The sequence below is a fragment of the Pseudoalteromonas sp. OFAV1 genome, from assembly GCF_021532595.1.
GTDB lineage: Bacteria > Pseudomonadota > Gammaproteobacteria > Enterobacterales > Alteromonadaceae > Pseudoalteromonas > Pseudoalteromonas lipolytica_C.
This window is the reverse complement of the sequence record NZ_JAKGBG010000025.1, coordinates 20544-35983: the sequence shown is the minus strand read 5'-3', so window position 1 is coordinate 35983 and position 15440 is coordinate 20544. Positions and strand designations below refer to the sequence as shown.

At 40.5% G+C, this 15440-nt stretch carries 12 protein-coding genes; 5 read left to right on the top strand and 7 right to left on the bottom strand.

All coding sequences use genetic code 11. From position 1 onward, the window contains the following. Positions 1-9: 9 nt before the first annotated feature. From L1267_RS14225 to L1267_RS14215, 3 genes are all read right to left on the bottom strand, one after another. Positions 10-525: a DUF2489 domain-containing protein gene (locus tag L1267_RS14225; protein ID WP_235383217.1), complete on the bottom strand. Its 516-nt coding sequence runs from the start codon at positions 523-525 to the stop codon at positions 10-12. Beyond that, positions 522-1121, bottom strand: coding sequence for a Der GTPase-activating protein YihI (gene yihI / locus L1267_RS14220; RefSeq protein WP_235383216.1), 600 nt, complete (start codon positions 1119-1121; stop codon positions 522-524). Before yihI ends, L1267_RS14225 begins: the two co-directional genes overlap by 4 nt. 801 nt (positions 1122-1922) lie before the next feature. Continuing rightward, positions 1923-2555, bottom strand: coding sequence for a c-type cytochrome (locus L1267_RS14215; RefSeq protein ID WP_135922778.1), 633 nt, complete (start codon positions 2553-2555; stop codon positions 1923-1925). Between the two features lie 284 nt (positions 2556-2839). Between L1267_RS14215 and yihA the strand changes: the two genes are divergently transcribed. Beyond that, positions 2840-3487 carry a ribosome biogenesis GTP-binding protein YihA/YsxC gene (gene yihA / locus L1267_RS14210; protein WP_135922779.1) on the top strand — a complete coding sequence of 216 codons (648 nt, stop codon included), beginning with the start codon at positions 2840-2842 and terminating at the stop codon, positions 3485-3487. Here the strand turns inward: yihA and L1267_RS14205 are convergent. Then, positions 3484-4002 (bottom strand): DUF1285 domain-containing protein, encoded by a 519-nt coding sequence (locus L1267_RS14205; RefSeq protein ID WP_235383215.1) that lies wholly within the window; start codon positions 4000-4002, stop codon positions 3484-3486. The two genes, yihA and L1267_RS14205, sit on opposite strands and share 4 nt — an antisense overlap. Next, positions 4002-4589, bottom strand: a complete 588-nt coding sequence (locus L1267_RS14200; RefSeq protein WP_135922781.1) for a YceI family protein — start codon at positions 4587-4589, stop codon at positions 4002-4004. The genes L1267_RS14205 and L1267_RS14200 overlap by 1 nt, the downstream gene beginning before the upstream one ends. Before the next feature lie 421 nt (positions 4590-5010). Between L1267_RS14200 and L1267_RS14195 the strand changes: the two genes are divergently transcribed. Then, the gene (locus L1267_RS14195; protein WP_235383214.1) at positions 5011-5931 is read left to right on the top strand and encodes a lipase family alpha/beta hydrolase; all 921 of its coding nucleotides are present in this window, start codon (positions 5011-5013) and stop codon (positions 5929-5931) included. A gap of 259 nt (positions 5932-6190) precedes the next feature. On the opposite strand, the gene polA is transcribed toward L1267_RS14195, so the two are convergent. Next, positions 6191-8926 (bottom strand): DNA polymerase I, encoded by a 2736-nt coding sequence (gene polA / locus L1267_RS14190; RefSeq protein WP_135922783.1) that lies wholly within the window; start codon positions 8924-8926, stop codon positions 6191-6193. Between the two features lie 514 nt (positions 8927-9440). Here polA and elbB point away from each other — a divergent pair. The 3 genes from elbB (at position 9441) to L1267_RS14175 (ending at position 13432) form a co-directional block, all read left to right on the top strand. Then, on the top strand, positions 9441-10091 hold the full coding sequence (gene elbB, locus L1267_RS14185) for an isoprenoid biosynthesis glyoxalase ElbB (RefSeq protein ID WP_135922784.1): 651 nt from the start codon (positions 9441-9443) through the stop codon (positions 10089-10091). Positions 10092-10273: 182 nt separating this feature from the next. After that, a complete protein-coding gene (locus L1267_RS14180) occupies positions 10274-10666 on the top strand; it encodes a c-type cytochrome (RefSeq protein WP_062568504.1) in 393 nt (130 codons plus the stop codon). Between the two features lie 201 nt (positions 10667-10867). Continuing rightward, positions 10868-13432 (top strand): bifunctional diguanylate cyclase/phosphodiesterase, encoded by a 2565-nt coding sequence (locus tag L1267_RS14175; RefSeq protein ID WP_199527138.1) that lies wholly within the window; start codon positions 10868-10870, stop codon positions 13430-13432. Here the strand turns inward: L1267_RS14175 and rep are convergent. Beyond that, a complete protein-coding gene (rep, locus tag L1267_RS14170; protein ID WP_138557993.1) occupies positions 13422-15434 on the bottom strand; it encodes a DNA helicase Rep in 2013 nt (670 codons plus the stop codon). The two genes, L1267_RS14175 and rep, sit on opposite strands and share 11 nt — an antisense overlap. Between the last annotated feature and the right edge of the window lie 6 nt (positions 15435-15440).

Genomic DNA, 15440 nt, shown 5'->3' with positions numbered 1-15440 from the left:
TACGTCGGCTTAATTAAATACTACGTTTTCGCTGCCTGGAGCTGCTTTAAACTCTTCAATGATACGTGCGCAATCGGCTTTAATCTCATCGCTATGCTGCTCTTCAGCACGCCAACGAGTGGTGTCCATTTTAAAGATCTCTTTTTTAGAGTACTTTTTACGGGCATCGTGCGTTGGCATGTCTTTTACAACTTCGTACATTTTGAATATGCCTGGGTAGCGCTCACTTAACTCAAACTCTTCTGCAAAGCTGTATTGAGAGATCAGCACCCAAATGCGTAGACAGCCTTCTGAGAACTCACATTGCTCTTCATTCATCGCACGGGCAATTAAATGAATGCTGTCGGCTAACTTTGCATTACGCTTTGCTTTTGAGTCAGCAAGCTTTAGCGCATACTCAGCTTCTTTCTTAGCGATAAGCTTATTTTGCTCTTTTAGTTTATACAGAAGTTGTCCTGCATAAAACGCAAGTCCTGCGATAATTGCCGCACCAATAACTATGGCAATAATCAAGGGTATGCTCATCGTTCATCCTCATCTTCGTCATCTAACCATTCGTTTGCTAGGTCATCAGATAAGTACTTATCGAAGTCAGATTCACCTTCATCGTATGAATCATCTTCAAAGTCATCTTCGTACTCGTCTTCGTCTTCAATACCTAGCAGTTCACATAACTCTTGGTGACGTGCGATACGACTATTGAAGTACTTAGCATCTTTACCTGTCAACAGCTCACCACGTTCGTGACGCTCAACAAGCTTTAATAAGCGCTCATCATTTTCTAATGCTTCTAGCTCTTGCTCTGGTGTTAGCTCTGGCTCATTAACTTTCTTAAGCTCAACCATTGGTTTTAAGTTACGTTTCATTTCAACTTTTGGTTCAGCTTTAGGCGCAACTAATGAAACTGGCTTTTTGCTACCAACACGTTTATCTTTCGGTTGGTTATTAGCCTTTGTGTTCTCTCCCTTTTGCACGTCAGGGGCGTTTCGAGAACCTGGTTTAGCACCTTTGGTCTTTTTAACTCGCTGCTTCTTCAACGCTCGCATCTCTCTAAGTTTTTCTTTACTCAGACGTACCGGGCCATTTGATGGAATTTTACGCGACTTTTTCTTTCTACTCATATCTTGATCGTCTCACTTAAGAGGTTGTGCACAACACCTTTAGCGGCATTGTAATGCTGGCATAACCAGAAGAATTCGGTGTGCGGATGTGGTTTGTCAACATGACGAACTGCGCACTTTTCATACTCTCATATCAATCGTGTTAAGTTATTTAGCAGCTAAATATTTAAGTCGATTGGTATTAGTACAAACGGTGGCTATTGTAACAGGACAAATAAAAAGGCGGTAGAGAAAACATCTCTACCGCCTACTAATCTGAGCGCCAATAATTTGGACACTTCTCCCTTCGACTTTTAGTCTTTATTATTTTTATTATTATTTTTTATCCATTTTGTTATTTTTAAACCTTCCGTGTAGCATTCCATTTTGTTTTTATTATTAAACTTCCGTGAGCTTTTATTATTCTCGGTCAATCCTGACACTTTTTTGTTATTTCCTTTAGTACATCAAACGATGTAACCCCCTAAAGATTTGCCGCAATCACTTTCCTTATTGCTTTGTCCTTGTTGTTTTTATTGTCTCAGCGACAGTGGTTAATTTACTCATTAATAATTTTGTTACAACTAATTTATATAACTTTTCTTACAGTCAAAAGATTAAAAAACGACAATTACCTTTTAAAACAATTCGTTATATTATAAAAAAAAATAAAAATAAGATTTAGCTCACATTGAAGTGTGGGCAATGTCTCACAAGGAAGTAAGAAATTTCGATGAGATAAATATGAAAAAAAGCAGCTTGCGCTGCTTTTTTTACAATTTGTACACTTTAATGCCAATATTTACATTCGGCAATCAGACTTTAGTGTAAGCCACCTAAGTATTTTGAAAGAACTTCGATGTCTTTGTCTGTTAATTTTTTAGCGATGTCTTGCATCATGCCGTTTAGGTCATTATTGCGTGTACCATCACGGAATTTTTCAAGTTGAGACTTGATGTATTCTGGGTGTTGGAACGAAATTTTTGGGAATTTAGCAAGTGATGTACCGTTACCTCGAGGACCGTGACACGCAGCACATGCTGGAATACCACGCTCTGCATCACCGGCTTTATAAAGCTGCTGACCCACTTCTACTACATCTTTAGGTGTTGAACCTTCAGACATATTTAAAGAAGAGAAGTAAGCTGCTAGGTCTTTCATGTCTTGATCGCTAAGCGGCATAGCCATACCACTCATTACTGGATCCATACGGCCTTCTTTGCCGCCAGACGTCATACCTAATTTAAACTCTTGTAATTGTTTATAGATATAATCTGCGTGTTGGCCTGCAATTTTAGGGTAGATATTAACCGGTGCATTACCGTCTGGGCCGTGACAGGCCGCACACGTTGCCGATTTCTCTTTACCTGCGTTTACATCGCCATCAAATGCTGTTGCGTTGCTTGCTGACAACGTTCCAAGCAATATAGTTAAAGATAGTGCTATTTTTTTCATGGTGAATTCTCTGTTTCCGACCCTGTATCATCTACAATATGGATGTTGTGATTTCTATATTCTACACGATAATAAATTCTCTGGCACGTTTTCTGCCCACTTTAAGCTCATAATTTATAGGGATTTGACTTAGATTAAGTTTCTATCTAGAAATTTTCCCACTATGTAACTAAATTTAGCACGCTTAAATACGCTTTTGAATGCTGCTTTAATAGTATAAAATACGCGTCTTAAGTGAATTTTAGTCACTGTTCAACATTATTTATAAAAGATTAGGAGAGCCTGTGCTCAAATCTCGTATCAAATACAATACTGCGTCCTTTGTTACTAGCGCACCTGACATCTCACGCTTGCCTGCTGATACGGGGATTGAAGTCGCGTTTGCTGGTCGCTCTAATGCGGGTAAATCAAGTGCCCTTAATACGCTAACTGATCAAAAGTTAGCACGTACCTCTAAAACGCCGGGTCGTACTCAGTTGATCAATACTTTTGAGCTTGATGCTGATAAACGCCTTATCGACTTACCTGGTTATGGCTTTGCGAAAGTGCCAATCGAAATGAAGAAGAAATGGCAAAAATCGTTAGGTGAGTACTTACAAAAGCGCCAAAGTTTGAAAGGGATTGTTATTTTAATGGATATTCGTCATCCACTAAAAGATCTTGATCGTGACTTAATTGACTGGGCCGTTGGCAGTGAGATCCCAGTACTTGCACTTTTAACTAAAGCCGACAAATTAAAACAGGGCGCACGTAAAGCACAAGTTTTACAAGTTCGCCGTGAGCTAAGTAGCTTGGAAGGTGATATTACTGTTCATGCATTTTCATCATTAAAAGGAACAGGCTTACCAGAAGTTGCTAAAAAGCTAGATGAATGGTTCTTAGGGCCAATTGAAGTTCAAACTCCTGAATCTGAGGAAGAACCAGAAGCTTAGGCCAAGTAATAACGCTTACCTAATGACTCTATAAAGTAGCCCTGCTCGTCTGAGCAGGCTATTTCAGCCCATTGATAATAAACATTTCTCGATACTCTTGCCGCTAACCCATGTGCTAACTTTAAATAAGGTACCTGCAGATTTTCAAATTTGCGTAATTGTAGTGGTTGCGATGATGTCACTAACCAAGTGCGTTGTAGATTATCAACACAGCATAAAGCCTGCCCTTGCTCGGTCTCTTCAAAATACCAATCAACAATAACAAAAGGCACATCAATGACTGTAATCGCCATTTTCTCTACTGGCGTTTTTAAATAGTAAGTATTGGCTTCTTTACAAAGTACGGAGGCAAAAAGTTTGACCATTGCCTCCCGTTGAATTTCGCTACCAGCATAAAACCACACTCCTTGACCATTGATCTCAATAGGCAACTGACCACAATTGTCTGGTTGCCATTGATCAAAAGGTTTATCAGGCTCTGCAAGTGCAGCTTCTAGCTCGGCAAGCGACTGCATTACTTATCTTTATCGAGCGTCAGAGAAAAAGTTACAGGAACAGCTGTTGCAATAGATGGTAAACCAGCAAGCTTTTGTAGCTGTGCAATGCCTTCTGTTACTTTGAAATCATCTGCATTAATAATCACTGGTGAGAACGAAGAAACTGTCACATCACCATTGGGTGACATATTTGCCAGTACATCAATCGTTAACTCTTTTTTATTGCCATGGAAGTCAAGCTCGGCTTTCAAACCAGTTAATACATGTTGTCCTGGCTTCAGTGCTAATAATGATTTACTTAAATCAGCAGTTAAAACTGCATGAGGAAACTCAGCTGTTTCGAACAACAATTTAGTCATGCGCTCATTACGGATAGGAATTAGCGTTTCAACAGAGCTAAGATCGATCATTAACTTGAATTGACCTTGCTCATTCAACGTACCTGATACTTTTTTGAAATGATGCGCTTCAGCAATTGAATTCTTTTTGATAGATACAAAGCTAACCTTGCTTTGCTCATTGTTAACCTGCCAGTTTGCACTAGCAAAAGGAGCAACTAATAAACTTGATAATGATAAGGCGGCAAAGGCCACAGATTTAAACATAACGCATTCCTTCGAAGATAATAACAATCTATTAGATGGTATCACCTGCGTTAATTTGTGCAATGAATTGTATGATAAGAAGAGAAAAAACGGCTCGCTCAATAACAAGCGAGCCGGTATAGCAAACTGGGGAGAAGCTATCAATACGTTGCATCTTTTCAGATGCATCATCAACAGGATGTCCTACAGGATGAGGACGGCGCGGACTTTAACAAAGTCCGCGTTAAAAAGAAATTGCATCCGCAAAGAAAACGCTCGATTTGATAAACATATAACGAAACTCTAAAACTATCTTTTCTTGTTTACCTATAATTAACATTACATCAAGTGGTTATTTAAGGTATCGTTAAATTAATAAGAGAAAATAGCAGCATTATTAATACATGTTGATGGCAAAAACTTAGCACAAGAGTAAAAAGGAATGAAAAAATGCCTCCTAGCACTAGCTACCATCTTACTCATTTCGCTGAGCTTGCCCTGTCACGCGAAAAATAATAACACTCAATACCCGATTGTTTTGGTACATGGGCTGTTAGGTTTTGATAGCCTATTAGGCGTTGACTATTTTCATAATATCCCCAGCACTTTATCGCTTGATGGCCATCAGGTTTTTGTTGCTGCTGTGTCAGCTGTTCACAGTTCAGAGTTTCGTGGTCAACAATTACTGGCTCAGGTTAATCATATTTTGGCACTCACGGGCGCAGAAAAGGTTAACTTAATTGGTCATAGTCAAGGAGCGCAAACGGTTCGCTATGTCGCTTCGATCTCGCCTAACTTAGTTGCCTCTGTGACCAGTATCGGGGGGGCAAACTATGGCAGTACACTTGCTGATCTTATTCGCGAAGAAATAAAACCAAACTCACCATCTGAACATTCGTTTAAGCTAGCATTTGCAGCACTAGGCAGCATGATTTCGTTACTATCAGGTCACAGTGATTTACCGCAAGATCCGTTAGCAGCATTATATAGCTTAACCAGCCAAGGAGCCTCTGTATTCAATCAAAAGTACCCAGAAGGTTTACCGCCAACGGCATGCGAGCAAGGACAAATGCTTGCCAGTAATGGGGTGTATTATTTTTCGTGGAGTGGCACAGCAGCGCTTACCAATATTCTTGATCCAACCGACTTATCTATGCTGCTTGGATCAATATTGATCGTAGGTCAAGATGATGGCCTGATTTCACGCTGTAGTAGCCACTTAGGTCATGTCATTAAAGATGATTATAAAATGAATCATTTAGACGAAATCAATCAATTTATAGGTTTGCATCATTTACGCGAAGTCGACCCTGTTGAGCTTTATCGTCAACATGTAAAAAGGTTACAAGAGTTGGGGTTATAGTTAACGAGTAATGATTTATTTTTGGTTAAGTCGGGTCGCTAGAAGTGATGTTCTATACACATAAGCGATCAGCTTTCAGCCTTCAGCGGTCAGACGCGCGAAACAAGCTTCACGCCTACCTGTAGCAGCGCCTTTATGCCGCGACCCTTAAATTGGAAGCTAGATTCGAGATAAATACGGTATAACGGTCAAGCAAATCGCTAACTTTCAGTCTGAAAGCTGACGGCTGATAGCTGACAGCTCTCACCTATTGCGACTATTAGTGTGCTTGTTGCCAGTTGTCACCGCTGTCGGCTTCAACAATCAGTGGCACATCAAGAGTGGCAGCTTCTGACATTAGCTTACAGATTTCAGCTTTATAGTCGTCAACACACTCTTCTTTAATTTCGAACACTAATTCATCGTGCACTTGCATTAGAAGCTTCACTGACCCTTCAGCTTGTGCGTTTACCCACTGATGAACTTTAAGCATCGCTTTTTTGATGATATCAGCAGCAGTACCTTGCATTGGCGCATTGATTGCTGCACGCTCAGCGGCTTTGCGACGAGCACCGTTACGGGCGTTGATTTCTGGTAAATGTAAGCGACGACCAAAAATAGTCTCTACATAACCTTTATCTGCCGCTTTTTCACGGGTAGTTTCCATGTACTCAAGTACGCCCGGGAAACGCTCGAAATATTTATCAATATAATGCTGTGCTTCATGACGTGGAACATCTAACTGACGTGATAAACCAAACGCTGACATGCCATAAATTAAACCAAAGTTAACCGCTTTGGCTTTACGGCGCATATCGCTGGTAACCTCTTCAAGGCTAACGCCGAATACTTCTGCTGCGGTGGCGCTATGAACATCTAAGCCATTAGCAAACGCGGTAAGTAGGCCTTTATCTTGTGATAAGTGCGCCATGATACGCAATTCAATTTGGCTGTAATCGGCAGCGACAATTTTATGGCCAGGTGCAGCAATAAAGGCTTCACGAATACGACGACCCTCTTCCGAACGAATTGGAATATTCTGTAAGTTTGGATCCGTTGAACTTAAACGCCCCGTTGCTGTTACCGCTTGATGGTAAGAAGTATGCACACGCTTAGTGCGCTCATTCACCATTAACGGTAGTTTATCTGTGTACGTTGATTTCAGTTTCGATAAACCACGGTGTTCAATAATTACCTTAGGTAGCGGGTAATCATGAGCAAGTTCTTGCAATACTTCTTCTGCCGTCGACGGTGCACCTTTTGGTGTTTTCTTGATAACCGGAAGCTCTAGCTTTTCAAACAAGATTGCTTGTAGCTGCTTAGGTGAACCTAAGTTAAACTTTTCACCAGCCATATCATAGGCTTCTTGCTCAAGCTCTAATAAACGTTCGCCTAAACGCTGGCTGTGAGCTGCCAGCATGTTGCTATCAATTGCAACACCGGTACGTTCAATATCAGAAAGCACCGACACAAGTGGTAATTCAATGTCTTCGAATACCGATTTTAATTGGCTATCAGCATCAATTTTTGGCCATAACACTTGATGAAGACGAAGCGTTATATCTGCATCTTCAGCAGCGTATGGTGCGGCTTTTTCGAGCTCAATTTGATTAAATGTCAGCTGCTTTTTACCTTTACCAGCAATATCTTCGAAGCTGATATTTTTGTGGCCTAGGTATTTAAGTGCCAGCGAATCCATATCATGACGGCTGCCTACACTATTAAATACATACGACTCCAACATAGTGTCGTACTTAATACCCTTTAATTCAAAGCCTGCATTCGCTAATACACTTTTATCGTATTTTAGATTCTGGCCTACTTTTGCCTTGTTTTCGTCAGCTAAGATTGGGCCAATTTTTGCCATAACTGTGTCTAAGCTTAATTGCTCTGGCGCATCTGGGTAATCGTGAGCAACCGGAAGGTAAGCCGCTTCACCGGCTTTAACCGCAAAGCTCATACCAACCAATTGGGCCTGCATGTAATCAAGGCTGGTTGTTTCAGTATCAAAGGCAAAAAGCTCGGCGTCATTTAACTGCGCAACTAAGGTATCAAGCTGCTCTTCAGTTAAGATTGTTTCGTAGTGCGCATCAGCCACTTTAGGTAGTTCGTTGGCTTCTGTTGGTACATCTAAATGAGTGTCAGCATCTTTAGGGTTATCAAGTAGCTCAGCTAACCAACGGCGGAACTCACATTCACCATAAAGTGCAATCAGTTCATCACGGTTTGGCTCTTGTAGTTTGAAACTTTCAAGGTCCGTTTCAACTTCAACATCACATTTTATGGTTGCCAGCTCATAGCTAAGTGGCAAATGATCAAGTGCTGCAGCAAGCTTTTCACCAATCTTGCCTTTGATCTCACTAGCGTGATCAATAACACCTTGTAATGATCCGTATTTTTGTAACCATTTCACCGCCGTTTTTGGACCACAGCCATCAACACCCGGAATGTTATCGACTTTGTCACCCATTAAGGCAAGGTAATCAATGATCAGCTCAGGTCCAACACCAAACTTTTCAACGACCGTTTCTGGATCTGAGATGCTATCGGTCATTGTGTTGATAAGCGTTACATGTTCATTTACTAGCTGCGCCATATCTTTATCGCCGGTAGAGATCAGCACATGGCGCTGTTGCTCAGAGGCAATACGTGCAAATGTACCAATCACATCATCGGCTTCAACACCTTCAATACTGATAAGCGGAAAGCCCATTGCTTTAATAATGTTATGTAAGGGCGCAATTTGTGTGCGTAAGTCATCCGGCATAGGTGGACGATTAGCTTTATATTCGCTGTACATATCATTTCTAAAGGTTTTTCCCTTCGCATCAAACACTACAACCATATGTGATGGATCATATTGTTTGATCAAACTCTTCAGCATATTTACAACACCGTATATAGCACCTGTCGCTTCACCTTTAGAATTAGTAAGGTGCGGTGGCGAATGATATGCACGGAATAAATAAGAAGAACCATCAACAAGAATTAGTGGATTTTCAGGGATCTGAGCCATGGTGAAATTGGATCCTAATTGAATAACATTAAATTGTTTGTAAGCATGCCATAAGGCTATGAAGAAAACGACTGTGAATTATTAACCAACAAGCGTTTAACTCAATAGCAACCTGTGGATAACTATGTAGATAACGGACACAGTTAATCCTCCCAAAATGTAAAAACACTTAGGAAAATTTTATTAAGACTATGTTTTTATTTAAAAAAGATAATGCGTGGTTCTTTTTTTATTATTTTTATCCGATGTGGAAAACGGTTTTAGCAGCGATTTACCTTGTGCTTATTCGATACCGAATTAACATCCCTTTTCATAACCGGAGGAGTATTCTAGCATAATGGATCAAAGATCATAGCGATCCTTTATACTTTTTTTTTCGTTAGCTATTTATGAAATGGCATAAACAGCCATTCATCATGCTTTGCGAGTAACTGAGCATCAAAAATTTTTTATTTTGTCGCCTGACTCGCATAATTGTTACACTAGCGTTAGTCACATTAAGGAGAGACAAAAAATGAAAAAAGTTGCTGTAATTTTAGCGGGTTGCGGTGTTTATGATGGTGCAGAAATCAACGAAGCCGTCCTAACTTTACTACACATTGCTAAAGCAGGTGCAAGCTATCAATGTTTCGCTCCTGATATTGAGCAAATGCACACTATTAATCATCTAACGGGCGAAGAAATGACTCCAAACCGTAATGTATTAGTAGAAGCGGCACGTATCGCACGTGGTGAAATAAAAGCATTAACCGAGCTTAATGTGAATGAGTTTGATGCCTTAATCGTACCAGGTGGTTTTGGTGCCGCGAAAAATCTATCTGACTTTGCAGTAAAAGGTGCTGATGCCCAAGTGCAAAATGATGTACTTACAACAGCAAAGGCCTTTGTTGATGCAAACAAAGCTGCTGGATATATGTGTATTGCACCGGCAATGTTACCAATGATCTATGGTAAAGGAGTCAAAACAACCATTGGTAATGATGCAGATACAGCAGCGGCCATTGAACAACTTGGTGGTTCACACCAAAGCTGTGCAGTTAATGATATCGTTGTTGATGAGCAACACAAAGTGGTCACGACTCCTGCATATATGCTGGCGCAAAGCATTTTAGATGCAGATGCAGGTATCGAAAAATTAGTAAATAAGGTCTTAGAACTCGTTTAATTATTTATGTTAAGGCCAGCATCTAATGCTGGCTTTTCTTGCGCTAACGCAAAAAAATGACGTTTTTTATCAAGAAAAAGCCTTTTAGATCATTTTATAAATTGTGGCTTAGCGTTATAATCGTTCTAATTTCCGTCAGATATCGTGATTGATCACGTTCAAATCGAAGTGAGCAAGGCAAAATGAAAAAACTATCAGCTGCATTATTACTGCTAGCAACAACGGCATATGCACAAGCGTATGACAACTCTTTGACTGAAGATGCTATTAAAAAGCGTCTAGCGCCAATTGGTTCTGTATATCTAGAAGGTGATAAAGCTGCGGCCGCTGCTGAGCCTACAGGCCCTCGTTCTGGTGAACAAGTTTATCAAGCAGCATGTTTTGCATGCCATGGTACTGGTGCATTAGGTGCTCCTAAATCAGCTGATGATTGGGCTCCTCGTATTGCTAAAGGTAAAGATACACTATTAGATCATGCTATCAATGGCTTCAATGCGATGCCACCAAAAGGTACATGTATGGATTGTTCTGATGAAGAAATCAGTGCTGCTATCGACTTTATGACTAGCAAGTAACAATTCAAAAACTAATACTAAGGGCTTAAATTTTTTAAGCCCTTTTTTTGTGCCCATTTTTGCTCGCCAGGCTAGCTCTGTCGCCGAATTAGCCCCACAATTAATTAGTATTTTGTTAACAACTGTTACTTGACGATCTAATAAAAAAGTGGAACTATATAGGACGATATTTAAACAATAATAAGATCTGGTTCTAAATCATTGGAAGATTCAGCAACACACATTGATAAACTAGCCCGTAAAAATGCTCGTTTAAAATCGCTTTTACAACAGTATAAGCAATCACATCACCTGCAAAATGCTCTCTTACAATTATCAGAGCAGGCCAGCACTGTTGCCGAATTAACCCTACTCTATCCAGCTATTCACGAAATTTTACAAGATTTTATTCCTAGTAAGAATTTTTTCGTCGTTTTACACAATCCTGTATACGATAACCTCGAACTGTCTTATTTTGCCGATGAAAAAGATGGTTTATCGGTGCCTTTAAAATATGAGCAGTACTTCAAGGAAGGATTAACGGGGTATGTGTTTAAACACGGAGAAACCAGTTACTTTACTAAACAACAAACAGAGCTAGCAGAGCAGCAAGGTCTGTTTAAAGTATTTGGTACCCCGGCGGAGCATTGGGTGGGGGTACCTGTATACCGAGATAAAACAATCATTGGTGTAATGGTTGCACAAAGTTACGATGAACAAAATGGCTACACCGAGCAGCAAATTGAACTACTCGAAGCGATGTCGATGTACTTAGCAACAGCGATTGAGCGGGTCAAAAAACGTGAATTACTAGAATCAGAAGTAAAAATTCGTACTCGTGCACTAACGCAAAGTAACCAAGCCCTCAACGAAGAAATTCAACATCGGAAAAATGCCCTCGAGCGACAACAGATCCTGTTTAAAATCTCAGAGCTAGCTACGCTCAGTGAAAACTTAGAGGATGTTTATCTGCATGTGCATGAAATTATTAAAACAATTACATACGCAGATAATTTATATATTGCACTGTATGATGAAAACACAAACTGGTTAAGCTTTCCGTATTGTGTTGATGAATATAATAACAATGCTAAGCCACGTCCGTTTGCTAAAGGCTACAGTGAATTAGTGCTAAGTACCGAAAAATGCCAGCTTATTGATAGTAAAAGAGAGCAAGAACTGGTTAAACTTGGCATAGTTGAAAAGCCTGTTAATGTTCCCCGAGAACAAACAGCCACGAGCTGGTTAGGTGCCCCTCTTAAAACATCGCAAGGTGTTATCGGTTTAATAGTCTGCCAAGCATATAATAACAAACATGAATTTAGCCAAGATGACTGTGAGCTCATTACCTTTGTTTCACATCAAATTGCCAACGTTATCCAAGCACATTTAGCCAATCAAGCGCTTAAACAAAGCCATCAAAAGCTTGAACATAGAGTGGCCGAAAAAACCAAAGAATTACGCCAAGCTAATATGCACTTGCAAATGCAGATGGAAGAACGTAAAAAAATAGAGCAACAGCTTTATCATGATGCCCATCATGATTCTCTCACTAGTTTACCAAATCGCAGTTTATTCTTAACTCAGCTTGAGAAAACACTTCAGCACTACCAGCGCTATCCAGAACAACAATTTGCAGTGTTATTTATCGATTTAGATAAATTTAAAGACATTAATGATCAGCTTGGTCACCAAGCCGGAGATCAGTTTTTAATTAGTGTTGCAGAATCCTTTTCGCACTGTATTCGTGAGCATGATTTATTAGCGCGCTTAGGCGGCGATGAATTTGTTGTGTTGTTGACTCATCTAACAGAGCAGCAGCAAGCACAAGATGTTGCTAAGCGAATTATTGAGATAATGAAAAAGCCGTTTTGTTTAAAAGGTCAATGTATTCAAAGCGGTGCGAGTATTGGTATTACTTACTCTCAACCGAGTTATAAGCACACTGACGAAATTATTCGCGATGCTGATGCTGCTATGTATTACGCTAAAAATGCAGGTCGTAATCGATTTGAATCTTTTCATCCATTGCTTAATACGTCGCTAACTCATCACGAATCAGAATCAATGCATCACTTGGATGATTTGCCAATGCACTTTAGAAGTGCAGAAATCATTACCCTTGATGAGCAACCTCACCCAGAGTCTTTACTCGAAGCATTTGGTGAACACCCTGTACTAGGCAGTACTAGCTTTGAAGTTTTGAAGAAGTTTGCGACTGATCGCGTGCAGCACTTTGAAGTTGAGCTAAAGCTCATTGAACAAGCTTTTACGTTAATCAATACGAATAATCTTAAAAAAGTATTATTCCCATGCTCAGGCTTAGTACTTGAACGCATTAATTTCAAAGTATTGACTAAGCTATTACAAGTAAATCATGCGAGCAAAATCTGTTTGCTATTTAATGAGCAAGAGATCCGTTATGCATCAGCTGTGCAAATAGAGAACTTAAAAGAGCTTATTTCTTTAGGAGTATCTATCGGCTTGAACGAATTTGCTAAAGATCGCTGTGAACTAAATCTGCTTACTGAGTTCGAGTTCGATTACTTACTGTTAAGCTCAACCTTCAGCAAACGAGTACTACAGCAAGAAAATTATCATTTACAACTGCAAGGTGTGCTGGCGATTACTAAACTGCAAAATATCCAAGTAATCGCTAAAGGGCCGTCTATTTTCAATTACCGCACCTTGCTAGAAAAGCATGGCTTGTCTTTGTTTATTGGAAAACAACGTGCGCTGGCACCCTTTGATCAAGTCGTGCCAAACGCAAAGTCGATTACTTCTTAAGCATTGCTCTTAGATTAGCCACACGAGCCTGTCCTTTTTCCATACGCTCTGCTTGCGATGACGGTGGCTTTTTAGATTCAAAGGCTAGGTCATCTTGCGGTAATTCCTGTACAAAACGGCTCAACTCAGTCTCTGAGGTTTCACCAAATTGACGGCGTAACTTAGCATAGGTCATTACCAGCTCTTGCTGAGCACGCGTAATACCTACATAAGCAAGGCGACGCTCTTCTTCGACGTTATCTTCATCAATGCTCACTTGGTGCGGTAATAAGCCTTCTTCCATGCCAACCATGAACACATACGGATACTCCAAACCTTTTGAAGCATGCAGTGTCAGTAATTGTACTGCGTCAGATTCATCTTCTTCTTCGTTACGTTCAAGCATATCGCGCAGGGTCAGTTTACTAACCACCTCAGCAAGGTTCAGCGGCGGGTTGTCTGCGTCCCCTGTTAGCATATCAGTGATCCAACGATAAAGCTCTGAGACGTTTTTCATGCGCATTTCAGCGGCTTTTGCACTCGGTGATGACTCGTAAAGATATGCTTCGTAATTAATTTGCCTAACTAATTCTTTAACCGCTTCAAGGGTGTCACCACGTACAGCGTTATCAGATAGCTCAACCACCCAACGGGCAAAACCAGCTAAAGCATTAAAACCACGGCCTTTTAGTCGATGTGCAAGCTCAGGCTCAAAACAAGCAGCAAATAAACTGATATGTTTTTCATTAGCAAGCGTACCTAGCTTTTCCAAAGTGACCGTACCAATCTCACGGCGTGGCGTATTAACGATTCGTAAAAATGCGTTGTCGTCATCTTGGTTCACCAATAGGCGTAAGTAAGCCATGATGTCTTTAATTTCTGAGCGAGAGAAAAACGACATACCACCGCTGATCTTATAAGGAATGCGGTTGCTCATGAGTGCTTTTTCAAACACTCTCGCTTGGTGGTTACCACGGTATAAAATTGCGTAATCTTTATAGCTGGTGCGTTTCATAAATTTATGAGAAATGATCTCTGCCACCACTCGCTCTGATTCATGCTCTTCATCACGACAACCAATGACCTTGATAGGCTCACCATAACCAAGCTCACTAAATAGCTTTTTATCAAACTCATGAGGGTTATTGGCAATCAAAATATTCGCCGCTTTAAGAATTCGCCCAGCACTTCGGTAGTTTTGTTCAAGCTTAATCAAACGTAAGCCCGGAAAGTCTTTACTCAATAACACAAGGTTTTGTGGTCTGGCACCGCGCCATGAGTAAATTGATTGGTCGTCATCGCCTACCACGGTAAAACGAGCTCGCTCACCCACTAATAATTTAACCAGTTGATACTGACTGGTATTAGTATCTTGATACTCATCCACCAGCAAGTAACGAAAACGCTGTTGCCAACGCTCACGAGAAGTGGCGTTTTGGCTAAGTAATAAAGTGGGGATCATTATCAAATCATCAAAATCAAGCGCATTATAAGCCCGCAGTTGATTTTGATAACGCGCATACAGCTGGGCAAATAAAGCTTTTTGCGGCTCTCTGGCTTCGCGAATAGCACGCTCAGGTAGAATTAATTCGTTCTTCCAGCTGCCTATTTGCATCTTAAGCAGGTTGAGTAAGTCTTTGTCTTTTTTAAGCTCTTCTTCGGTCAGCTCAGCTAATAGCTGATTGGTATCTTGATCATCAAACAACGAAAATCCGGGCTTAAAGCCTAAAGTGGTTAGCTCTTTTTTGATGATCTCAAGCCCGAGGGTATGAAACGTTGAAACCCATAAGCCTTTCGACTCTTGCTTGCCGAGTGTTTGCGTGACACGCTCACGCATCTCTTTTGCTGCTTTGTTGGTAAAAGTTACCGCAGCAATATTGCGTGCTTGATACTCACACTTTTGCACCAAGTAAGCGATTTTATTAGTAATAACACGCGTTTTACCAGAGCCCGCACCGGCTAATACCAGACACGGCCCACTAATATACTTTACCGCTTCATCTTGTTTTGGGTTGAGTTTCATAAGCCC

Coding starts and splice junctions, on each gene's coding strand:
- L1267_RS14225 (WP_235383217.1), bottom strand. CDS start 525: ATGAGCATACCCTTGATTATTGCCATAGTTATTGGTGCGGCAATTATC.
- yihI (WP_235383216.1), bottom strand. CDS start 1,121: ATGAGTAGAAAGAAAAAGTCGCGTAAAATTCCATCAAATGGCCCGGTA.
- L1267_RS14215 (WP_135922778.1), bottom strand. CDS start 2,555: ATGAAAAAAATAGCACTATCTTTAACTATATTGCTTGGAACGTTGTCA.
- L1267_RS14205 (WP_235383215.1), bottom strand. CDS start 4,002: ATGCAGTCGCTTGCCGAGCTAGAAGCTGCACTTGCAGAGCCTGATAAA.
- L1267_RS14200 (WP_135922781.1), bottom strand. CDS start 4,589: ATGTTTAAATCTGTGGCCTTTGCCGCCTTATCATTATCAAGTTTATTA.
- L1267_RS14195 (WP_235383214.1), top strand. CDS start 5,011: ATGAAAAAATGCCTCCTAGCACTAGCTACCATCTTACTCATTTCGCTG.
- polA (WP_135922783.1), bottom strand. CDS start 8,926: ATGGCTCAGATCCCTGAAAATCCACTAATTCTTGTTGATGGTTCTTCT.
- elbB (WP_135922784.1), top strand. CDS start 9,441: ATGAAAAAAGTTGCTGTAATTTTAGCGGGTTGCGGTGTTTATGATGGT.
- L1267_RS14180 (WP_062568504.1), top strand. CDS start 10,274: ATGAAAAAACTATCAGCTGCATTATTACTGCTAGCAACAACGGCATAT.
- rep (WP_138557993.1), bottom strand. CDS start 15,434: ATGAAACTCAACCCAAAACAAGATGAAGCGGTAAAGTATATTAGTGGG.